The sequence below is a fragment of the Rhodococcus kronopolitis genome, from assembly GCF_042654025.1.
GTDB lineage: Bacteria > Actinomycetota > Actinomycetes > Mycobacteriales > Mycobacteriaceae > Rhodococcus_G > Rhodococcus_G kronopolitis.
The window spans coordinates 120728-139763 of record NZ_JBHSFO010000008.1; the positions used below are offsets into that span (position 1 = coordinate 120728).

The window sequence follows — 19036 nt, forward strand, 5'->3', positions numbered from 1 at the left end:
TCCACCGGCTAGCCGAGACCGAGTGCTTCCGCGGCCCGTGGGTCGCAGTCCTCGAGCAGGTCAAGGCAGCGTGCGTGCTCGTCGGATTCGTTGATCGCCGACGCCGCCTTCGCCAGTACCGCGACGCAGCGCAGGAATCCGCGGTTGGGCTCGTGGCTGTACGGGACCGGCCCGAAGCCCTTCCAGCCGTTGCGACGCAACTGGTCCAGGCCGCGGTGGTAGCCGGTGCGGGCGAAGGCGTAGGCCGTGATGGTCTCGCCGTCGGCGAGAGCCCCCTCCGCCAGGTACGCCCAGGCGATCGAGGCGGTCGGGTGCGTGGCCGCCACCTGCTTGGGATCGGCGTGATTGAGCAGTTCGGACTCCGCGTCCTCGTCGCCGGGCAGGAGGGTGGGCTGCGGGCCGAGCAAATCACCGAATGAGGTCATGGCGACCATTGTGCCCCCGAGCCCGCCCGGTCGATAGGCTGCCCACGGCAAGACACGGATCGACGAACGAAAGGGCGCACGTGCCGGACTCAACCACGCCTGACCCCACGACGTCGGACGCCAGGGGCCCCGAGGCCCAGGCCCCTGACGCCCCGGTCCCCGGCGCCCCCGTCTCCGGCGCCCCGAGTCCCGCCCTCGCGGGTTCGGGATCCGAGAGCCCGACCACCCGAATAGACCGACCGGAACCCGCGGCGGCGGACCAGCCCGTCACCACGGTCATCCCGCACACGGTCCGGGCCACTCCGGTGCGGGTGGGGCCAGGTCTGCCGACGCCCACTCGGGTCGCGCCCGCGGTTGCCCCGGGGAACCCGGCGCCCACCGACCCGGCTCAGGGCGCCCCGGCAGCCGTCGCCCCCACCGCAGTCGCCACCGCGGCCGTCCCGCCGACACCCGCGGGCCCGGCACCGACGGTGCGGCCGACGCGGATTCCCGCGGCCGAGCCGGACTCGACGGGTCGGCGCCGTTGGCCGCTCTGGGTCGCCCTCGCCGCGGTCCTCGCGCTGGTCGCCGGTGGCGCGGCGGTCCTGTTTTCCGTCCTGCGGTCCGACAACACGCAGAGCGAGGTCGAGACCGCGATCCACGGCTTCACCGACGCCGTCGCCGGCGGCGATCTCGCCACCCTGCGCACCGCCACCTGCGGCGAGCTCGGCGGCTACTACCAGCAGATCCACGACGCCCAGTTCGCCCAGGTCTACAAGGCCTCGGTGGACCAGGGTTCGATCCCGGTGATCGACAGCATCGATGCCGTCTCGGTCACCGACGACAGCGCCATCGCGCAGGTCACCGTCCACACCGGCGCCGCGCCGTCGGTCCGCTCGGAGCGTTCGTTCAGCCTGCAGCGCGACGGCGACACCTGGAAGGTCTGCTGACCGGTCGCCCGCCAACGCGAACGGGCGGTTACCGGGGCAACGGTCGAGTGACCTGCCCGGCAACCGCCCGTTCGAGGCGAGCTGAGGCTATCCGGCGGACACCGAGCGGCCGGCCGACTTCAGGTCGTTGCAGGCCTCGATGACGCGGGCGGTCATGCCGGCCTCGGCCTTCTTGAGGTAGCTGCGCGGGTCGTAGACCTTCTTGTTGCCGACCTCGCCGTCGACCTTGAGCACACCGTCGTAGTTGGTGAACATGTGCGCGGCGAGGGGGCGGGTGAACGCGTACTGGGTGTCGGTGTCGACGTTCATCTTGATGACGCCGTACCGCAGCGACTCCTCGATGTCCTCGACCGAGGAGCCCGAGCCGCCGTGGAAGACGAAGTCGAACGGGTTCGAGCCCTCGGCCAGGCCCAGCTTCTGCTCGGCGATGCGCTGGCCCTCGGCGAGCACGGCAGGCTTGAGCTTGACGTTGCCCGGCTTGTAGACGCCGTGCACGTTGCCGAAGGTCGCGGCCAGCAGGTAGCCGTTGCCCGCGCCCAACGCGTCGACCGTCTTCGCGAAGTCCTCGGCACTGGTGTACAGCTTGTCGTTGATCTCGGCCTCGACGCCGTCCTCCTCGCCGCCGACGACGCCGATCTCCACCTCGAGGACGATCTTCGCCGCGCGCGAGAGCGCCAGCAGGTCCTTCGCGATGACCAGGTTCTCGTCGATCGGCACCGCGGAGCCGTCCCACATGTGCGACTGGAACAGCGGGTTGCGGCCGGCGTTGACGCGCTCCTGCGAGATGGCCAGCAGCGGGCGGACGAAGGTGTCCAGCTTGTCCTTGGGGCAGTGATCGGTGTGCAGCGCGACGGTGACGTTGTACTTCGCAGCGATGACGTGCGCGAACTCGGCCAGCGCCACAGCACCCGTGACCATGTCCTTGACGCCGAGCCCCGAGCCGAATTCCGCGCCACCGGTCGAGAACTGGATGATGCCGTCGCTGCCGGCGTCCGCGAAGCCCTTGATCGCGGCGTTGATCGTCTCGGAGGACGTGCAGTTGATGGCGGGGAAGGCGAAGGAGTGCTCCTTGGCCCGGCCGAGCATTTCGGCGTAGACCTCGGGAGTTGCGATAGGCACGGCGGCTGTCCTCCATAAGACGAGTCGGTGGGTGGCACCGATCGTGTCGGTGCTCCGGTTGGGTACATGCAGTATGGCAACCCGACCGCCGATAGTCTCCTCTGCGTCCTCCGACGAGGAAGCCACCCGCTGACCAGTTCGGATTCCGTCGGCAATGACCACCGGCCTCAGCGTGCTCTCAGCAGGCACCGGTACTGTGGGACGGGTGATTGTGCAGGCGGCATCAGAGTCCGTGACCACGAATCTGGCGCTGCTGCCCGGATTCCTCGACCCCGTAAACCTGCTGAACTCGTTCGGCACCTGGGTCCTCGTCGGCCTGCTGCTGGTGGTGTTCATCGAGTCGGGACTGCTGTTCCCGCTGCTGCCGGGCGATTCGCTGCTGTTCACGGCGGGTCTGATCGCAGCGTCGAAGTCCACGGAGATCGAGCCGTTCGCCCCGCTGTGGGTGCTGATGGTGACGATCCCGATCGCGGCGATCCTCGGCGACCAGGTCGGCTACGTAATCGGTGCGAAGGGCGGTACCGCGCTCTTCAAGTCGAACGACTCGAAGATCTTCAAGAAGGCGTACCTCGACGAGTCGCACGCCTTCTTCGAGAAGCACGGCCCGATCACCATCTTCCTGGCCCGCTTCGTGCCCATCGTGCGCACCTTCGCCCCGCTGGTGGCGGGCGCCGCGAAGATGAAGTACTCGGTGTTCCTCACCTACAACATCGTCGGCGGCATCGTGTGGGGCGCGGGCGTCACGCTGCTCGGCTACTTCCTGGGCCAGATCACGTTCATCCAGGAGAACGTCGACATCATCTTCATCCTCATCGTGTTCGTCTCGGTGATCCCGATCATCATCGAGGTCGGCAAGCGGTTCCTGGCGTCCCGCCAGAACGGTGGCGCGGAGACCGAGCCCGCCGCCGTCACGCAAGACGAGCGCACGTCCTGATCCGATGACCCCCGCAGCGCTGTGACGCTTCGAGACGTGGTCACCGGCCCGAGTCCTGCTACGGACCGGACTCGGTGACACTCGCTTCAGGCACCTTCGAACCGCTGATGACAGCGGGGCCCGTACTGGTGTGGTTCATCGTCGTCACCTTCGTCTTCCTCGAGTGCGCCTTCATCATCGGGCTGTTCCTGCCGGGCGACTCGATGCTCCTGACCGCGGGCATCGTCCTCGCCGCCCACTCCTCCGGCGCCACCCACGTGTGGGCGCTGGCCGGCAGCGCCGCGGTCGCCGCGATCGCCGGCAACCAGGTGGGGTACGCGATCGGGCACCGGACCGGGCACCGACTGATCGCCCGGCGCGGCGGTCGGTACGTCACCGTCGAGCACCTGCACAAGGTGAACGCCCTGCTGGACCGCCACGGGTTCTGGTCGATCCTGATCGCGCGGTGGATTCCGTGGGTCCGCACGCTGTGCCCGCTGGTCGCCGGCGCCGCCGGGATGAACCACCGCACCTACACCGTGGCGAGCACCCTCGGCGCGCTCGCCTGGGCCCCGGTGCTGCTGCTGCTCGGGTTCTACGCGGGCGAGTTCCTCGAACGCGTGTCGTGGCTGATGCCGGCCGTGCTCGGGGCCATGGTCGTGGCGCTGGCGGTGGGCACGGTCATCGGTGTCCGGCAGTACCGGCAGGAGATGGCGAGACCCGCCGAGGACTACACCGTCGAGTGACGCACGCAGTCCCGCCCCGCACCCGCCCCGCCGCCCGCATCGAATGAACGGAAGCGTTCATTCGATCAGATCGAATGAACGTACCGTTCATGCGGTGCCGCGGCGGCCGACGGCGCTCAGCTGCGCGGGCGGTACCGCGAGGCCGACCGCTCGTGCGACTCGACGAGCAGCGACCGGACCCGATCTGTGCTCGACTCGCCGGGGTTGAGGATCGAGACCCACGACTGGGCCGCGTACGCCGGGTGCGGGAGAACCGTGTCCAGTGCGCGATAGTCGAACTCGCCGTGGTGGGCCGCGCGCGCGGCGGGCGGGTGTCCGACGAGGTCACGGAAGCGCTCCCGGCCGACCGAGATGTTGAGCCGGAACACGCCCGGCCTGTTCAGCTCCCCACGTCGAGACTCTCCACCTGCCCGTTCCCTGCCGCCCTCAGTCATGCCCCCAGGCTATGAGCACCCCGGGTGCGGTGCACGCCCGCTCCGCCCGCCCGCCCGGCGTCGCTCGGCATCGGCCGGACAGGCCTTCAATTGATACAGAATCTGATGTACCGTCAGGGAATGGAGACCCTGGTTCATCGCGACGCCCTCGCCCGCTTCGGCCATGCCCTGTCGGATTCGACCCGCGCCCAGATCCTGCTGAGCCTGCGCACCGGCCCCGGCTACCCGTCCGAACTGGCCGAGCAGATCGGCGTCTCCCGGCAGATGCTCTCGAACCACCTGGCCTGCCTGCGCGGCTGCGGACTGGTCGTGGCGGTACCCGAGGGCCGACGCAGCAGGTACGAGCTCGCGGACCCCGCGATCGTCCGCGCGCTCGGGGACCTGATCGGCCTGGTCCTCGCCGTCGACCCCGCGTGCTGCCCGGCCTCCGACGCGGAAGCCTGCTGCTGATGGCCGCCGAACTCGAGCAACCCGGACTGCGGACCGGCCCCTCCCCCGAACGCCGACGGATCCTGGCCCAACGGATCCGCTGGTTCGTCGCCGCGACCATCAGCTACAACGTGATCGAGGCGGTCATCGCCCTGACCGAGGGCGCCCGGGTCTCGTCGACCGCGCTGATCGGGTTCGGACTGGACTCCGTGATCGAGGTGTCCTCGGCGGCGGCGGTCGCCTGGCAGTTCGCCGGCCGGGACCCGCAGTCCCGGGAGAAGCTCACCCTCCGGATCATCGCGTTCTCGTTCTTCGCCCTCGCCGGGTACGTCGCTGTCGACGCCGTGCGGGGCCTGCTCGGCATCGGCGACGCACAGCACTCGACGGTCGGGATCGCGCTGGCCGCAGCGAGCCTGGCGATCATGCCGGTCCTGTCCTGGGCGCAACGGCGCGCCGGCCGGGAACTCGGATCCCTCTCGGCCGTAGCGGATTCGAAGCAGACCCTGCTCTGCACGTACCTCTCGGCGGTCCTACTGGTCGGACTGCTGCTCAACAGCCTCTTCGGTTGGGCCTGGGCGGATCCGATCGCGGCGCTGGTCATCGCCGTCATCGCGGTCAAGGAGGGCCTCAATGCCTGGCGGGGCGATCCCTGCTGTCCCGCGCCGACGGGGCGCCCCGGACCGGACCCCGACGACGAGTGCGCCTGCTGCGACTGAGGGCGCACGACCCGTCGACGGCTGTGCGACGCAACGGCGACCGGCCGCGCGCGGCGCCCGACCGGCAGCGCGTCGAACCTCGCCCCTAGCGGCCGAACGCCCCGGCCGCGACGTATGCGGCCTCCATCAGCATCCATCCCCCCACCTGCACCGAGAGATCGCGCTCCGCGATGTCCGAGGACCGGACGGTGCCGCCGGTGAAGGTGGCGATGCCGTCGCCGAGCCCCGGCATCTGCGCCGGCTTCGACCAGTCGTGCCCGAACAGCGGCAGCCCCTCCACCTGCAGGCGGTGGTCCCAGGCCGCGTCCGCGGAGTCCAGCACGATCGCCCCGGCCGTCCGCCGCGCCTGCAGGTCGGCCGCGGTGTTCCCGGGAAGTTCGGCCGCGACCAGCGCCAGGTAGCGGGCCAGGATGCCGTCGAACAGTCCGCCGTCGCCGCCCCCGCCGCCTGCGATGACGCCGTCCACGGTCAGGTGCCGGTCGACGGCATCGACCAGCGCATGCACCCGGGTGCGGTGCCGCGCTTCGCCCAACCGCACCGCGAGTTCGGTCTCCAGGCCGAGCACCACGCCCTGGCAGTAGGTGTAGATCTCGCGGTCCAGAACCCGCTTGTCCGCGACCGATCCGCTACCGCCGCCGAGCAGCGCCTGGGCGGCGAGGTCGATGCCGCTGACACTGATCCCGGTCCGGACGCCGTCGAACATCAGCCCGGTCGACGGGTCCCGGAGCGTGGCGTCCATCCAGTCGGCCATCTCCTGCGCGCGCCAGAGCCGACCGGTCCGGGCCAGCATGATCGCGGCCGGGCCGTTCGCGGGGGTGTTGTAGAAGTTCGACCGCTTGCACCACGGGATGCCGCCGCCGCTCTCGGGCGCCCAGGAGTCGTAGACCTGCGACTCCAACGCCTGGATCGGTGCCCGGAGGTCGACGTGCTGGAGACGTTGCGCGCGTTCGAGCGAGATGCCGAGCCAGGCCATGTCGTCGTAGTAGCTGTTGGTCCAACCGGTCAGGTTCCGCAGCCGGTGTGCCCGCGCGGTCTTCGCGATCCGACGGCGCCGCTTGGCGTTCGGCTCCCGGCCGGCGGCATCGATCATGCAGTCCAGCAGGTGCGCCTGCCACCAGTAGTGCCAGTTGACGAAAATCCGCTCCCGACGCACCGGCGGCCAGGCCACCACCCCGAGCGCGGTACCCGGCAGCGCCCACAGCCGCCGCACGTGCCGAGAGACCACGGCGTCCTCGGCGGCATCCGCCCTGGCCGACCACTCGTCCCGCATGCCTACCGATCCTGCCTACTCGCCCGCCGATTTGCTACCACGACTGGCTCAGGTCCGCGTGTTGCCTGATCCAGGCGTGCATCGCGATGCCGGCGGCCACTCCCGCGTTGATGCTTCGGGTGGAGCCGAACTGGGCGATCGAGACGGTCATCACCGCCGACCGCTTCGCGTGCTCGGTCACGCCCGGGCCCTCCTGGCCGAAGAGCAGGATGCACTCCCGCGGCAGGGTGGCCGTCTCGATCGGCACCGAACCCGGTGTGTTGTCGACGGCGACCACAGCGAGCTTCTCCAGCGCCGCGTACTCGAACAGCGTCGCCGCGTCCGGGTGGTGGACGATGTGCTGGTACCGGTCGGTGACCATGGCACCTCGGCGGTTCCAGCGTCGGCGGCCGACGATGTGCACGGCCGCTGCCGCGAAGGCGTTCGCGGTGCGGACCACGGTGCCGATGTTCGCGTCGTGCCCGAAGTTCTCGATCGCCACGTGGAACGGGTGACGGCGGCTGTCGATGTCCGAGACGATCGCCTCCCTGGTCCAGTACCGGTAGGCGTCGACGACATTGCGCCGGTCGCCCGACGCCAGCAGTTCCGGGTCGTAGCGCGGGTCGACGGGCACGGGCTCGTCGTGCTCGGCCGTCCACGGCCCCACCCCGTGCGGGTGCTCGCCCCACTCGGTGGGTCCGGGCTCGTGTTCGGTCATGTCGTGGTGCCCGCTCTCAGAAGACTTCGTTGGATGCCGCGGCGATCCGGAAGCCGTGGCCGGTGTCGTCCTTGCGGCAGGTCACGCCCGCCGCCTCGGACGCGCAGGTGTACCCGAACGAGCTGACCTGCTGGCCCGCGGCGAGCGGGGCGCCGGGGGCGTCGGTCGCGGTGAGGTAGATCGGCCCGCCCGCACACATGAATGCCCCGCGGCCCTCTCCGGTGATGCGAATGCCGTTGCCCCAGCCGACCATGCAGTCGTCCGGACGCGGCGGCACCGGCGTGGTGGTGCCCTGGCATCCGGCCTCCACCCGCGAGGCCAACTCGACGATGCCGCACTGGAATCGGCCGTCGGCCGAGGAGAAGTAGACGGCCTCGTTCCGGACGAACTCGACGGTGGTCTCGGGCGCGCTGCTGGTCGGCTCCGGTGTCGTGGTGGTCGGCTCGGGCGTGCTGGTGACCGGGGCCGCGACGACCGCGGCCGGCGCGCTGGTGACCACCGGAACCGTGCTGCTCGGCGCCGCCGCGTCCTCGGCCGACGACGTTCCGCAGGCCGCCGCCACCGTCACCACCAGACCGGCAATCACTACCGGCAACACTCGACGTGAACCCACGCGCACACCGTCCCCTTTCGTCACCATGAACCCTAGGGCCTGAGTCTGCGGAGCCGAAAGTCGCACGGTCGTCGCCCGTCACTCGCGCCTATCCTGGACGGCAGGAGAGTCTGTGATGTTCCACGACCGCATCGTTCGCACCGTGCTCGCCGTCACCGCCGGGTACGTGATCGTCCTGGCGGTCTGGCTCGGTTGGCTGTACCGGTACACCGAGGAGGGCACCGCCGCGTACCAGATCGGCGGCCTGCTCGCCGCCTACGGGGCGACCCTCGGGGCCGGGATGATGTGGGCGAATCGGCCCAGCCACGCGGACCGCAAGCTGGCCAAGCACGGGATGGAGGGCTGGGCCACCGTCACCAGCGCCCAGCCCCTGGCCCGGACCGCGGACCACGGCCAACTCACCGCGCTGCAACTGCAACTGGTGGTTCCCGGCGAGGAGAGCTACACGGGCCGGGTGGTCTACGAGGTCGCCGAGGAGGACCTCGACCGTTTCGTTCCCGGCGCGACGGTCACGGTCATGGTGGACCCGAAGAACCGCGCCCGGATCATGCTGTGCCCCTGAATGTCGACGGCCGGGTCAGCTTTCGCGACGCCGGGACGCACCGAGGGCGAGCATTCCCTCCACCAGCAGTACCTGCGCGGCGCCGTAGCTGGCCAGGACCACGCCCTCCGTGACGCGGCGGCCGGTCTCGCCACGAACGAACAAGCGGCGCACCACGATCAGGGCATCGGATCCGGTGAACAGCAACCCGCCGAGGGCCAGCCAGCTGCGACGGTCCGCATTCGGCAGGGCGGTGCCGGCGACCACCCGCGCCCCGGGCGCCAGGGCCGGGTCCGCGGACAGGGTGGAGGTGGTGGCCAGCACGGCCCCGTAGCCGGTGAGCGTGGTGGACACCGTGCGCGCCCGGGCCCGCAGCAGCCCGGCCGCGCCGAGCCAACCCAGCAGCCTGGGCACCAGGGCCGGGGCCGTCGGGCGGGCGCCGTGCCGGGCCAGCAGCGTCGAGTAGCCCGTCTGCATCACCGCGAACGAGGACGCGCCGCGCACCAGCCGGGCGTCGTCGTCGGGGTCGATCATGAACACGTCGCCGACGGTCGCGGCGGCCAGCGCGGCGAGCAGCAGCCCGGCGTCGGCCCGGTCCACCTCGTCGCGGCGCCGCCACACCCGGGCCGCCAGGGCGGGTGCCATCAGTGGCTTTGCGACCTGCTGGAGCCGCTCGTTGCCGGTGACCGCGCCGGCGACCGTGGCCCCGGTGGCCGCGAGGAACACCGCGTGCTCGAGCTTCATGTCGACATCCTCCGTGGGTCCAGTGTCCGTGTGCGGGCCGAGCGTATCGGCTCCCGACCCCGGCCGTGACGAGCTACCCGGGATCGCACCGAATATCCTGGACCCGACACCCGACGTGAGGATCTCCACCTGCCATGACCTTCATCAAGATGTGCGGACTGCGCGACGAGGCCACCGTCGACCTCGCGGTGGGCCTGGGCGTGGACGCCGTCGGGTTCGTGCTCGCCCGGAGCCCGCGTCAGGTGACGCCGGAGCTGACCGCCCGACTGCGGGCCCACGTCCCCGACGGCACCCTCGCCGTCGGCGTGTACGTGGGAATCGGCCTCGACGAGATCGTCGAGACCGCGCGGGTGGCGGGACTGGACACGGTGCAGGTGCACGATCTGCGCTCCGCCGCCGACGTGACGACGCTGCACGACGCGGGCCTGAAGGTGGTGCGGGCACTCAACACCGGCGGTGCGGCCGACCTGAACTCGGACCTCGGCGAGGACCTGCTGCTGGTGGACGGCGCGGTCGCCGGCGCCGGCGTCACCTGGGACTGGCAGGACCGCAGCGCGCTGCCGGACCGGCGCTGGGTGCTGGCGGGCGGGCTGACCCCGGCGAACGTGGCGCGGGCGGTGGCTTCGAGCGGTGCCTGGGGCGTCGACGTGTCGAGCGGCATCGAGTCGAGCCGCGGCGTCAAGGACCCGGCCCTGATGGCAGCGTTCGCGACGGCGGTGCGGGCCCCCCAGCCCTGACCGCTCGCGCAGTCCCGACCGACCGCGCGCGTGGATGCGAGCCCTGGGCCACCTCGACGACTACAGCGTCGACGAAGCCGTCGCCGTCACCGCCAGCTCCGACTGGACGGCCCGGGAAACCGCGCCCGGTCCTCGACGGCACGGGTTCGGCAAGTTGATCGCGCCGCGCGCGCTGCGCCGCCTTCGCGTCGCGGATGACGGCCGCACGCGAGGACTGATCGGCATCGACGCGAGGCCGACGACCGCGGCCCGTGAGTAGCATCGGGTCACAGTCTCCGGAACCCGTGAGGTGCGCCATGGACGATGCCGTCAGAACCACGATCGATGCCGAAGCGGGTATCGGGACCGTCGTGCTGGACCGGCCCGCCCAGCGAAATCCGTTGTCCACGTCGATGATGCGACAGATCACCGCAGCGCTGCGCGAGCTGTCCGCGGACGACGCCGTGCGCGTCGTCGTAGTCGCCGCGGCCGGTCCGGTGTTCTCCGCCGGCCACGACCTGTCCGAGCTGATCGACCGCACGATCGAGGACGAACGGCTGGTCTTCGAGGTGTGCACCGAGATGATGGACACCGTGCAGCAGATCCCGCAGCCTGTGATCGCCGCGGTCCAGGGGCCGGCGATCGCGGCCGGTTGCCAGCTGGCCGCATCCTGCGACCTGGTGGTCGCCGCGTCAACCGCGGTGTTCGGGACACCCGGCGTGCGGATCGGGCTCTTCTGCTCCACCCCGATGGTCGCGCTCAGCCGTGCGATCGGCCGCAAACGCGCGATGCAGATGCTGCTCACCGGCGAGACCGTCGATGCCGACACGGCCGCCGACTGGGGCCTGGTGAACCTCGTCGTCGAACCGGATCGACTCGACACGGCAGTAGGAGCGCTGGCCGCGAAGATCGTCGGTGCGAGCCCCCTGACGGTCGCGATCGGCAAACAGGCGTTCTACCGGCAGATCGATCTGCCGCAGGACGAGGCATACGAGCTGACGGTCGAGACGATGGCCGCCAACGCGGTCACCTGCGACGCGCAGGAGGGCATGGATGCCTTCCTGACGAAGCGCACGCCGGTGTGGCGCGGCAAGTGACGCGCAGCGGCTGCCGGCTCCGCACCGCCACCCGACGACCAAACGGCTACCCGAGGACCCGACGGGCCGGCGACGACGCCGGTGCCGGCAGGAAACGCGGTTCGGTCAGGCCCCTGGAGCGGGCGGCGGCGAGGACCGCCGACGCCACGGCATCGATCTCGGCCGCCTCGACCAGTGCGATCGCCGAGCCGCCGAACCCGCCTCCGGTCATCCTCGCGCCGTACGCGCCCGCCGCCAGCGCCGCCTCCACCACGCAGTCGAGTTCCGCGCACGAGACCTCGAAGTCGTCGCGCAGCGATACGTGCGAGGCGGTCAGTACCGGCCCGAGCTCCCGGTACCGCCCGGATGCCATGAGCGAGAGCGTCTCCCGCACCCGCTCGATCTCGCTGACCACGTGCCGGGCCCGCCGGGCGAGGGTCGGGTCGGTGAGCCCGCGCAGGTCCGTGCCCGCGTCCGCGGCCTCGCGCAGCGACGCCACCGAAAGCCGGGCCGCCGCATCCTCCACCGACTTTCGGCGCTGCGCGTACTGCCCGTCGACCAGCCGGTGTGGGGCGCGGGTGTCGATCACCAGCAGGGCCAGTCCCTCCCCCGCCAGGTCGAGCGGCACCGGCGTCGCGGAGCCGTCCGCCGAGTCCACCAGCAGGGTGTGACCGGCCCGGGCCCGCAACGCGACCGCCTGGTCCATGCCGCCGGTGGGGGCCAGCGCGATCTCGTTCTCGGCCCGCACACAGCACGCCGCCAGCGCCGCGCGGCCCGCGTCGTCGGTGGGCAGCCCGGACAGCTCGGCCAGCGCCAGCGCCAGGGCGCACTCGAGCGCCGCCGAGCTCGACAGCCCGGCCCCCACCGGGACCGAGGACTCGACGAACACGTCCGCGCCGCCGAAGTCGTTGCCCAGCAGGCCCGCCCGACCCATCGCCCACACCACGCCCGCCAGGTACGACGCCCAGCCCGACGGGTTCCCCGGTCCGATCTCCTCGACCCGGCCGTGCCACGCAGGCCCGCCGAGGCTCGACGCACACCGCAGCACCCCGTCGCCGCGTCGTCGCACCGCGACCACCGTGCGGTGCGGCAGCGCGACGGGCAACGACAGCCCGTCCGCGTAGTCCACGTGCTCGCCGATCAGGTTCACCCGGCCCGGCGCCGCCCACATGCCCTCCGGTGCGTCGCCGAACTCGCCGCGGAACCCGGCGGTGACGGCGCCGACCAGCGCCGCGTCCGAGACCGGGTCGACCCACACCGCGCCGCTCACGGCGCGACCTCCCGGAACCGCGCGGCGATCCGCTCGGGGGTGGTGTCGCTGATCCAGGCGCCCATCCCGGACTCCGAGCCGGCCAGGAACTTCATCCGGTGCGGCGACCGCATCAGCGAGAACAGCTGCAGGTACAGCCTTCCCAGCTCCCGGCCCTCGCCGGTGGGGGCCTGGTGCCAGCCCGCGATGTACGGCAGCTTCTCGACGCCGTCGAAGAACCGGTCCAGCCGGCCGAGGACGTCGAGGTAGAGCGGTGCGAGGTCGTCGAGTTCCGGGCCGGTCAGCTCGGTCAGGTCCGCGACGTCCCGGTGCGGCGCGACGTGCAGTTCCACCGGCCAGCGTGCTGCGGCGGGGACGTAGGCGGTCCAGTGCTCGGTCTCGGCGACCACCCGGGTGCCGGCCCGGCGTTCCGCGTCGAGCACGTCGCGCAGCAGCGACCGTCCGGTCTGCCGGAAGTGCCGGTCCGCCTGTCGGAGTTGGGCTTCAGCGCGCGGGGGCAGCGCCGGGTAGGCGTACACCTGGCCATGCGGGTGCTCGAGGGTGACACCGATCTCGGCACCGCGGTTCTCGAAGCAGTACACCTGCGCGATGCCCGGCAGCGCGGACAGCTCCCGCGTCCGGTCGGCCAACGCCGTCAGCACCGTCCGCACCCGCGACGTCGGCAACTGCGCGAACGACCCGTCGTGGTCGCTGGTGAAGCACACCACCTCGCACCGGCCGGCGGCGGCGCGATGCGGCCAGAGCGGTTCTCCGTCAACACATTCCGTCGCCGGATCGGCCGCGGACAGGGCCAGGGACGGGAAGCGGTTCTCGAACACCGCGACGTCGTACCCGTCGGCGGGGATCTCGGTGGCCGCGCGTCCCGGCCGGGTCGGGCACAACGGGCACGCGTCCGCCGCAGGCAGGAAGGTGCGGTCCATCCGGTGCGAGGCCAGTGTCACCCACTCGCCGGTGAGCACGTCGTAACGCATGGTCGAGTCCACCGCGACTGCCGGCAACTCCCGGGTGTCGCTCAACTGCCGGGTCGCGGCGCCGCTCGAGTACGGCTCGGTGTCGTCGAAGTACAGCAACGCCCGACCGTCTGCGAGCGTGGTCGGTGTCTTCCTGATGGCCATCGGATCAAGATAGGCGAATGCCCGGTGACGTCGGACGTCACCGGGCATTTCGTGCCTGTACGGGCGGTTACAGGCCGAGGTCGCCGAGCCCGAGCAGCGAGCGGTACTCGAGACCCTCGGCCGCGATGACCGCGTCCGCACCGGTCGCGCGGTCCACCACAGTGGCCACGCCCACCACGACGGCGCCGGCGTCGCGCAGCGCCTGCACCGCGGTGAGCGGGGAGTTTCCGGTGGTGGTGGTGTCCTCGACCACGAGCACCCGCTTGCCGACGATGTCCGGGCCCTCGATCTGCCGCTGCATGCCGTGCGCCTTGGCGGCCTTGCGCACCACGAATGCGTCGATCGGACGGCCGGGCGCGTGCATGACGGCCATGGCCACCGGGTCGGCGCCCATGGTCAGGCCGCCGACGGCGTCGAAGTCCCAGTCCGCGACCAGTTCCCGCAGCAGGACGCCGATCAGCGGTCCGGCCCGGTGGTGCAGCGTCGCGCGGCGCAGGTCGACGTAGTAGTCGGCCTCCTTGCCCGACGACAGGGTCACCTTGCCGTGCACCACGGCCAGCTCCCGTACCAGCCCGGCGAGCTCCGCCTTCTCCGTCATCGAACGCTCCTTCTCGCAAGCCAGTGTCGGCGTCGAGCGTAGTCGCGCCGAAGTTCCGGCGACGCTCCGGTGTGGGCCACCGCCCGCGACCCGCCGATGTCAGACCCGCGCGAACACGGTGGTCGGCGCCTCCGACTCGTCGACGACGACGGCGGCGGCCGCCTCGAAGAGCGCCGCGGTCCGACCGCCGAATGCCGACGCCACCGGACCCGCCGGCAGCGCTCGTACCAGGGCGTTCATCGAGGTGGCCACGCCGTTGTAGACGCGGACCGCGCCAGCCAGCCGTTGCTCGACGGTGGTGGCATCGAGCGCCGGCCGCTGCACGGACCAGTCGTTGCGCAACGTCGAGTCGGCGGACACTGTGGCCAGCACCCGGTGCAGCGCCACCGACAGAGCGTTCTCGGAGCCGGCCTGCTCGCAGAGGGCGAGCTGCTGCTCGCGGAATCCCAGCGCCAGCGAGCGGGCCCCGGCCAGTGGGCCGAGCGTCGTGGTCGGCACCCCGGCGCGCCGCGCCGCCACCACCAGCTCGCCGGCCAGCTCGTAGCGACGGTTCAGTTCGATCTCGAGCAGCCTCCGGCTCGCATCCAGGCTCGCCTGCGTCCGGCGCAGCCGCCGCACGACGGACACCACCCAGAGACACGCGATAACAACTACAACAAGAGCCACTATCGCCACAACAATCACAACGTTCACGGTGGAAACTTACCCAAACCGGGCCGGCCCCGGTCGCACGACACTTAGGTGCGGCCGCGACCCCGCCCGAACGTGTTGGCCAGGGTCCGGGCGAGCGCAGGCGGAACCAGCCGCGAGGCGGTGGTGATGACCTTGTACTGCACGCCCGGGATGCTCACCACCTTGCCCTTCCCGAGGTCGGCGAGGCTGGTGCCGACCACCTGGTCCACCGTCAGCCACATCGCGTTCGGTATCGACCCCATCTCGATGCCCGCGCGCCGGTGGAACTCGGTGCGCACGAAGCCCGGGCACAGCGCCTGGACTCGCACCCCGGTGCCGTGCAGGCCGCCGGACAGCCCCTCGGTGAAGGAGACGACGTAGGCCTTGCTCGCCGAGTACGTCGAGCCCCGACCCCGCAGCAGCCCGGCGACGCTGGCGACGTTGACCACCGAACCCGATCCGGCGGCGATCATCGACGGCAGCGCGGCCCTGGTCAGCACCATCACGGCGGTGACGTTGACGTCGAGCTGTGCCTGCAGCTGAGCGGGGTCCGCGGTCCAGAACTCGCCGGACGTACCGAACCCGGCGTTGTTCACCAGGACGTCCACCCCGGCATGCAGTCGGTCGACGACGACCGCGCGTCCGCTCTCGGTGGCGAGGTCCGCGGGCAGGACCTCCGACGCGGCGCCGTACCGGGACTTCAGCTCGGCGGCCAGCTCGGTGAGGGCGTTCTCGTCGCGGGCGACGAGCACCAGGTCGTGACCCGACTCGGCGAGCCTCCTCGCGAATCCGGAACCGATGCCCGAGGTCGGCCCGGTGACCAGGGCGACGGGGCGGGCGGACGGGTGGTCTCGGTCACCTGGAGGCGTCATGCCCACAGGCTAGCGACCGGTCAGCCGCGCCGGGAGCTGCCGGCGGAATCGCCGTGCGGACGCGGACGGCCAGGATCGTGGTTGGCGCCCGCGGGGATGTCGGCGGGCTCGGCGACCGGCGGCAGCACGTGCAGCAGGCCGGAGAGCCGGGCGACGGCGTCGATCGCGGCGTCCCAGTCGCGGCCGGTGCTGGTGATCGGCAGGGTGCCCAGGGTCCAGGCCCCCTCGCTCCAGAGCATCTGCACCTGCGGCGGCACCGACTCGGTGAAGTGCACCATCCGCTGGTCACACACCCGCCGGGCGATCTCCAGGTCGGTCGCGAAGACCACCCGCGGACCGATCGCGCCGAGCAGGTTCATGTCGGAGTCCCGGGGCGGCGGCGTCGACTTGAGCCGCAGGTCCACGTCGACGTCCGAGCCGACCGCGCGGTGCACCGCCACCACCGTCGCGGTGTCCTCGAGGTCGAAGAGCAGGAAGCTCTCGCCGCGCCGGGTGCCCTCGACCACGTCGACGGCACCGAGATACTCCTGCTTCGCCATCGCGGCCCGATGCCACCGCGAGGGCAGTTGCGGATCCACGTCGCTGTACACGTAGCCCTGGGCCCGTGCCCAGATCTGCCGGACCTTGCCGAACTGTTCGCGGCGGCTGCGATCGACATACAGGAGTGCGAGCGCGCCGGCCAGCGCGATCACTGAGAGAGCGAACCAGATTAGCGTCATCGTGCCCTCACCTTATCGAGCGAACGGCGTGTGTGGGCCACTCGGCTCTCCTGCCACGCCCAGATTCTCAGTTTCCGAAGGTGCCCAGATCCGGCAGCGAGGTACCGATGATGACCCGTGCGACCACCGTGCCGTCGGGCCCGGTGTCGCCCTGGACCACCACCATCTCACCCGGCGCGAGGTCCTTGACCTTCTTCGCGGTCAACGAGATCAGCTTGGTGTCCGGGGTGGTGGTGACGGTGACCTTGGAGCCGCCGATCCCGTCGAGGATCAGCGTGCCGTCGTCGTTCGAGTCGACGGTGCCGACCGTGCCTCCGGCCCCCTGCAGCGCCTCACCGATCCCGCCGGGAATCTTCGACAGGTCCGGCGCCTCGGTGGCCTGCGGCGACGGCGTAGTCGTGGTCGTGGTCGCCCGAGGCGGCGTGGTGGTGGCCCGGGGCGCTGTGGTGGTGGTCGCCGGACCGCTGGCCGAGGGGCTCTGGTCGGAGTTGCCGGAGAAGAGCATCACGCCAAACCCGACGACCGCCGCGACCAGCAGGCCGGCCACCGTGAACGCGGCGATCAGCACTCCCTTGCTGGGTCCCTTCGGGTCGCCCTCCGGCGGCACCGGGACCTGTCCGGTCGGCGGGCCGGGCGGACCCTGCCACTGGTTCTGCTCGTAGCCCGGGCCCGGGTAGGCCTGCGTCGGGTTCGAGGGCTGGCCGTACGCCTGCGTCGCGTCCGCACCCGGATACGTCGGGTACGCCTGCGTCGGGTTCGACGGCTGGCCGTACGCCTGCGTCGGGTCCGCACCCGGGTACGTCGGGTACGCCTGCGTCGGGTTCGACGGCTGGCCGTACGCCTGCGTCTGGTCGGACGGCTGGCCGTAGGCCTGCGTCGGGTACGCCTGCGTCGGGTTCGACGGCTGGCCGTACGCCTGCGTCGCGTCCGCACCCGGGTACGTCGGGTAGGCCTGCGTCGGGTTGGCTACCGGGCCGTAGGCCTGCGTCGGGTCGGTGGTGTACGACGGCTGCGCGCCGGGGAACTGCTCGGTCCGCTGGTCCGGATTGGACCCCGCGTCCCTCGACCACTGCGCGGTGGCGTCGGGCTCACGCTGCTGCGCGGTCCGGTCATCGTCAGGATTGCTCATGTCACGGCCCTACTCTTCCGCCGGGTTCGGTCCGACCCTGCAGGGTAGATCCACAACCTGAGACCCAGCTGAACGACCCTCCGTGACGGCCGCCCAGGGTCAGTGCAGCGGCCCCAGCTCGTGCACCGGTCGGTCGAACTGGGCCAGCGGCCGACCGGCCCGGGCGCGCATCGCGACCGCCGGGTCGGCCAGGTGCATCCGGCCGATGCCCACCAGGTCGAATTCGTCGCGTTCGAGTCGGCGCAGCACCTCGTCCCGGTTGTCCGGGCCGGTGGGCTCGTCGGCCGAGAGGGGGAAGCCGATGCCGCCGACGGCCATCGCCGTCGCGCCGGTGAGCTTCTTCGCCCAGCCCGCGAGGGACAGGTCCGAGCCCTCGAACGCGGGCCGGTCGAAGTAACGGCCGCTGGCGTCGAGGACGTCCGCGCCGGCGTCGACCAGCGCACCGAGAACGACGCCGAGTTCCTCCGGCGTCGCCGCGAGCCGGGCGCCGTAGTCCTGCTGCTTGTGCTGCGAGAACCGGTAGACGATCGGCAGGTCGTCGCCGATCGCGTCGCGGATCGCCCCCACCACCGCGGCGGGAAACGCGGTGCGGCGCTCCAGGTCTCCGCCCCACCGGTCGTCGCGGGTGTTCGTCGACGCCCAGAGGAAGGAGTCGAGCAGGTAGCCGTGCGCGCCGTGCAGGGCGATGCCGTCGAAGCCGACGTCGACGGCGTTGCGGGCCGCGGCGACGTACGCCGCGATGACGTCCTCGATGTCCCGCTCGGTCATCGCGGCGCCGGGCCGGGTCGCCCAGTCCAGGTAGTCGGCGGTGTACGTGGTCTTGCCGAGGTGCCCCCAGTTCCCGGACGGGCGCATCGAGACGGCGCCGTCGTCGACTCCGGACATCGCGCCCCACAGCGGTCCGACGTGCCAGAGCTGCGGGATGATCCGGCCACCGGCGGCATGCACCTGCTCGACCACCTCGCGCCACCCGGCGAGTGCCGCGGCGCCGTACATGTGCGGGACGTCGGGATCGTCGACCGCGACGGTGTGCTCGATGGCGGTCCCCTCGGTGATCACCAGCCCGGTACCGCCCTCGGCTCGGCGCCGGTAGTAGGCGGCCACCTCGGGGGCGGGCACGCCCCCGGGCGAGCGGTGCCGGGTCATGGGCGACATGACGATCCGGTTCGGCAGTGCGAGTCCGCGCACCCGCAGCGGGCGGAACAGCGCCGCCGTGTCGAGACCTGCCGCCACCGCTGCGCCCTCAGTCACTTGCGCCATCTCAACCTCCGCATACGCCGCGTCGCCACCCGG

Annotated in this window: 24 protein-coding genes; 9 read left to right on the forward strand and 15 right to left on the reverse strand. The window is 71.5% G+C overall.

Annotated elements, in window-relative coordinates:
• Window positions 1-8: 8 nt before the first annotated feature.
• Complete coding sequence (locus ACFO6S_RS14450) at window positions 9-425, reverse strand: DUF3151 domain-containing protein (RefSeq protein ID WP_378418064.1); 417 nt, start codon at window positions 423-425, stop codon at window positions 9-11.
• A gap of 80 nt (window positions 426-505) precedes the next feature.
• On the opposite strand from ACFO6S_RS14450, the gene ACFO6S_RS14455 reads away from it, so the two are divergent.
• Window positions 506-1354 carry an Rv0361 family membrane protein gene (locus ACFO6S_RS14455; protein ID WP_378418066.1) on the forward strand — a complete coding sequence of 283 codons (849 nt, stop codon included), beginning with the start codon at window positions 506-508 and terminating at the stop codon, window positions 1352-1354.
• Window positions 1355-1441: 87 nt separating this feature from the next.
• Here the strand turns inward: ACFO6S_RS14455 and fbaA are convergent, their stop codons facing one another.
• A complete protein-coding gene (fbaA, locus tag ACFO6S_RS14460) occupies window positions 1442-2473 on the reverse strand; it encodes a class II fructose-bisphosphate aldolase (RefSeq protein WP_378418067.1) in 1032 nt (343 codons plus the stop codon).
• Between the two features lie 154 nt (window positions 2474-2627).
• Here fbaA and ACFO6S_RS14465 point away from each other — a divergent pair, with 154 nt between their 5' ends.
• Window positions 2628-3407 carry a VTT domain-containing protein gene (locus ACFO6S_RS14465; protein ID WP_378418069.1) on the forward strand — a complete coding sequence of 260 codons (780 nt, stop codon included), beginning with the start codon at window positions 2628-2630 and terminating at the stop codon, window positions 3405-3407.
• A gap of 74 nt (window positions 3408-3481) precedes the next feature.
• On the forward strand, window positions 3482-4132 hold the full coding sequence (locus ACFO6S_RS14470; RefSeq protein WP_378418071.1) for a DedA family protein: 651 nt from the start codon (window positions 3482-3484) through the stop codon (window positions 4130-4132).
• A gap of 116 nt (window positions 4133-4248) precedes the next feature.
• Here ACFO6S_RS14470 and ACFO6S_RS14475 read toward each other — a convergent pair whose 3' ends face one another.
• Window positions 4249-4566: a DUF6194 family protein gene (locus ACFO6S_RS14475; RefSeq protein ID WP_378418072.1), complete on the reverse strand. Its 318-nt coding sequence runs from the start codon at window positions 4564-4566 to the stop codon at window positions 4249-4251.
• Between the two features lie 120 nt (window positions 4567-4686).
• On the opposite strand from ACFO6S_RS14475, the gene ACFO6S_RS14480 reads away from it, so the two are divergent.
• Together ACFO6S_RS14480 and ACFO6S_RS14485 are read left to right on the forward strand one after the other, a co-directional pair.
• The gene (locus tag ACFO6S_RS14480; RefSeq protein ID WP_378418074.1) at window positions 4687-5016 is read left to right on the forward strand and encodes an ArsR/SmtB family transcription factor; all 330 of its coding nucleotides are present in this window, start codon (window positions 4687-4689) and stop codon (window positions 5014-5016) included.
• On the forward strand, window positions 5016-5711 hold the full coding sequence (locus tag ACFO6S_RS14485; protein WP_378418076.1) for a cation efflux transmembrane domain-containing protein: 696 nt from the start codon (window positions 5016-5018) through the stop codon (window positions 5709-5711). The genes ACFO6S_RS14480 and ACFO6S_RS14485 overlap by 1 nt, the downstream gene beginning before the upstream one ends.
• Before the next feature lie 85 nt (window positions 5712-5796).
• Here the strand turns inward: ACFO6S_RS14485 and ACFO6S_RS14490 are convergent, their stop codons facing one another.
• From ACFO6S_RS14490 to ACFO6S_RS14500, 3 genes are read right to left on the reverse strand one after another with little or no spacing between them, the layout of a single operon-like run.
• A complete protein-coding gene (locus ACFO6S_RS14490; RefSeq protein WP_378418078.1) occupies window positions 5797-6981 on the reverse strand; it encodes a glycoside hydrolase family 76 protein in 1185 nt (394 codons plus the stop codon).
• A gap of 34 nt (window positions 6982-7015) precedes the next feature.
• Window positions 7016-7678 carry a TrmH family RNA methyltransferase gene (locus ACFO6S_RS14495; RefSeq protein ID WP_378418080.1) on the reverse strand — a complete coding sequence of 221 codons (663 nt, stop codon included), beginning with the start codon at window positions 7676-7678 and terminating at the stop codon, window positions 7016-7018.
• Window positions 7679-7694: 16 nt separating this feature from the next.
• Entirely contained in the window at window positions 7695-8291 is a 597-nt protein-coding gene (locus ACFO6S_RS14500; protein ID WP_378418082.1) for a DUF6636 domain-containing protein, read from the reverse strand.
• Window positions 8292-8406: 115 nt separating this feature from the next.
• Here ACFO6S_RS14500 and ACFO6S_RS14505 point away from each other — a divergent pair, with 115 nt between their 5' ends.
• Complete coding sequence (locus ACFO6S_RS14505; protein WP_378418160.1) at window positions 8407-8853, forward strand: hypothetical protein; 447 nt, start codon at window positions 8407-8409, stop codon at window positions 8851-8853.
• A gap of 15 nt (window positions 8854-8868) precedes the next feature.
• Here ACFO6S_RS14505 and ACFO6S_RS14510 read toward each other — a convergent pair whose 3' ends face one another.
• Entirely contained in the window at window positions 8869-9576 is a 708-nt protein-coding gene (locus ACFO6S_RS14510) for a lysoplasmalogenase family protein (protein ID WP_378418083.1), read from the reverse strand.
• 134 nt (window positions 9577-9710) lie between these two features.
• On the opposite strand from ACFO6S_RS14510, the gene ACFO6S_RS14515 reads away from it, so the two are divergent.
• From ACFO6S_RS14515 to ACFO6S_RS14525, 3 genes are read left to right on the forward strand one after another with little or no spacing between them, the layout of a single operon-like run.
• A complete protein-coding gene (locus ACFO6S_RS14515) occupies window positions 9711-10313 on the forward strand; it encodes a phosphoribosylanthranilate isomerase (protein WP_378418085.1) in 603 nt (200 codons plus the stop codon).
• Window positions 10314-10347: 34 nt separating this feature from the next.
• Complete coding sequence (locus ACFO6S_RS14520; protein ID WP_378418087.1) at window positions 10348-10572, forward strand: hypothetical protein; 225 nt, start codon at window positions 10348-10350, stop codon at window positions 10570-10572.
• Window positions 10573-10609: 37 nt separating this feature from the next.
• A complete protein-coding gene (locus tag ACFO6S_RS14525) occupies window positions 10610-11389 on the forward strand; it encodes an enoyl-CoA hydratase (RefSeq protein ID WP_378418089.1) in 780 nt (259 codons plus the stop codon).
• Between the two features lie 46 nt (window positions 11390-11435).
• Here ACFO6S_RS14525 and galK read toward each other — a convergent pair whose 3' ends face one another.
• The 8 genes from galK to ACFO6S_RS14565 all read right to left on the reverse strand — a co-directional run bounded on the left by galK (window position 11436) and on the right by ACFO6S_RS14565 (window position 19003).
• A complete protein-coding gene (gene galK, locus ACFO6S_RS14530) occupies window positions 11436-12638 on the reverse strand; it encodes a galactokinase (RefSeq protein WP_378418091.1) in 1203 nt (400 codons plus the stop codon).
• The gene (gene galT / locus ACFO6S_RS14535) at window positions 12635-13753 is read right to left on the reverse strand and encodes a galactose-1-phosphate uridylyltransferase (protein ID WP_378418093.1); all 1119 of its coding nucleotides are present in this window, start codon (window positions 13751-13753) and stop codon (window positions 12635-12637) included. Before galT ends, galK begins: the two co-directional genes overlap by 4 nt.
• Before the next feature lie 67 nt (window positions 13754-13820).
• Entirely contained in the window at window positions 13821-14351 is a 531-nt protein-coding gene (gene pyrE, locus ACFO6S_RS14540; protein WP_378418095.1) for an orotate phosphoribosyltransferase, read from the reverse strand.
• A 99-nt stretch (window positions 14352-14450) separates the two neighbouring features.
• A complete protein-coding gene (locus ACFO6S_RS14545; RefSeq protein ID WP_378418097.1) occupies window positions 14451-14981 on the reverse strand; it encodes a LemA family protein in 531 nt (176 codons plus the stop codon).
• A 107-nt stretch (window positions 14982-15088) separates the two neighbouring features.
• Window positions 15089-15895 carry an SDR family NAD(P)-dependent oxidoreductase gene (locus ACFO6S_RS14550; RefSeq protein WP_378418099.1) on the reverse strand — a complete coding sequence of 269 codons (807 nt, stop codon included), beginning with the start codon at window positions 15893-15895 and terminating at the stop codon, window positions 15089-15091.
• A 20-nt stretch (window positions 15896-15915) separates the two neighbouring features.
• Window positions 15916-16614: a type III secretion system chaperone family protein gene (locus tag ACFO6S_RS14555; protein WP_378418100.1), complete on the reverse strand. Its 699-nt coding sequence runs from the start codon at window positions 16612-16614 to the stop codon at window positions 15916-15918.
• Between the two features lie 67 nt (window positions 16615-16681).
• On the reverse strand, window positions 16682-17743 hold the full coding sequence (locus ACFO6S_RS14560; protein ID WP_378418102.1) for a DUF5666 domain-containing protein: 1062 nt from the start codon (window positions 17741-17743) through the stop codon (window positions 16682-16684).
• A gap of 99 nt (window positions 17744-17842) precedes the next feature.
• Entirely contained in the window at window positions 17843-19003 is a 1161-nt protein-coding gene (locus ACFO6S_RS14565; RefSeq protein WP_378418104.1) for an oxidoreductase, read from the reverse strand.
• Window positions 19004-19036: the final 33 nt, after the last annotated feature.

What these genes read in the sequence shown, in the direction of transcription:
- ACFO6S_RS14490 (WP_378418078.1), bottom strand. Translation starts at nt 6,981, where the DNA reads ATGCGGGACGAGTGGTCGGCCAGGGCGGATGCCGCCGAGGACGCCGTG.
- ACFO6S_RS14475 (WP_378418072.1), bottom strand. Translation starts at nt 4,566, where the DNA reads ATGACTGAGGGCGGCAGGGAACGGGCAGGTGGAGAGTCTCGACGTGGG.
- galT (WP_378418093.1), bottom strand. Translation starts at nt 13,753, where the DNA reads ATGGCCATCAGGAAGACACCGACCACGCTCGCAGACGGTCGGGCGTTG.
- ACFO6S_RS14525 (WP_378418089.1), top strand. Translation starts at nt 10,610, where the DNA reads ATGGACGATGCCGTCAGAACCACGATCGATGCCGAAGCGGGTATCGGG.
- ACFO6S_RS14560 (WP_378418102.1), bottom strand. Translation starts at nt 17,743, where the DNA reads ATGAGCAATCCTGACGATGACCGGACCGCGCAGCAGCGTGAGCCCGAC.
- ACFO6S_RS14505 (WP_378418160.1), top strand. Translation starts at nt 8,407, where the DNA reads ATGTTCCACGACCGCATCGTTCGCACCGTGCTCGCCGTCACCGCCGGG.
- ACFO6S_RS14565 (WP_378418104.1), bottom strand. Translation starts at nt 19,003, where the DNA reads ATGGCGCAAGTGACTGAGGGCGCAGCGGTGGCGGCAGGTCTCGACACG.
- ACFO6S_RS14515 (WP_378418085.1), top strand. Translation starts at nt 9,711, where the DNA reads ATGACCTTCATCAAGATGTGCGGACTGCGCGACGAGGCCACCGTCGAC.
- ACFO6S_RS14465 (WP_378418069.1), top strand. Translation starts at nt 2,628, where the DNA reads ATGACCACCGGCCTCAGCGTGCTCTCAGCAGGCACCGGTACTGTGGGA.
- pyrE (WP_378418095.1), bottom strand. Translation starts at nt 14,351, where the DNA reads ATGACGGAGAAGGCGGAGCTCGCCGGGCTGGTACGGGAGCTGGCCGTG.
- ACFO6S_RS14495 (WP_378418080.1), bottom strand. Translation starts at nt 7,678, where the DNA reads ATGACCGAACACGAGCCCGGACCCACCGAGTGGGGCGAGCACCCGCAC.
- ACFO6S_RS14520 (WP_378418087.1), top strand. Translation starts at nt 10,348, where the DNA reads ATGCGAGCCCTGGGCCACCTCGACGACTACAGCGTCGACGAAGCCGTC.
- ACFO6S_RS14485 (WP_378418076.1), top strand. Translation starts at nt 5,016, where the DNA reads ATGGCCGCCGAACTCGAGCAACCCGGACTGCGGACCGGCCCCTCCCCC.
- ACFO6S_RS14510 (WP_378418083.1), bottom strand. Translation starts at nt 9,576, where the DNA reads ATGAAGCTCGAGCACGCGGTGTTCCTCGCGGCCACCGGGGCCACGGTC.
- ACFO6S_RS14550 (WP_378418099.1), bottom strand. Translation starts at nt 15,895, where the DNA reads ATGACGCCTCCAGGTGACCGAGACCACCCGTCCGCCCGCCCCGTCGCC.
- ACFO6S_RS14480 (WP_378418074.1), top strand. Translation starts at nt 4,687, where the DNA reads ATGGAGACCCTGGTTCATCGCGACGCCCTCGCCCGCTTCGGCCATGCC.
- ACFO6S_RS14450 (WP_378418064.1), bottom strand. Translation starts at nt 425, where the DNA reads ATGACCTCATTCGGTGATTTGCTCGGCCCGCAGCCCACCCTCCTGCCC.
- ACFO6S_RS14555 (WP_378418100.1), bottom strand. Translation starts at nt 16,614, where the DNA reads ATGACGCTAATCTGGTTCGCTCTCTCAGTGATCGCGCTGGCCGGCGCG.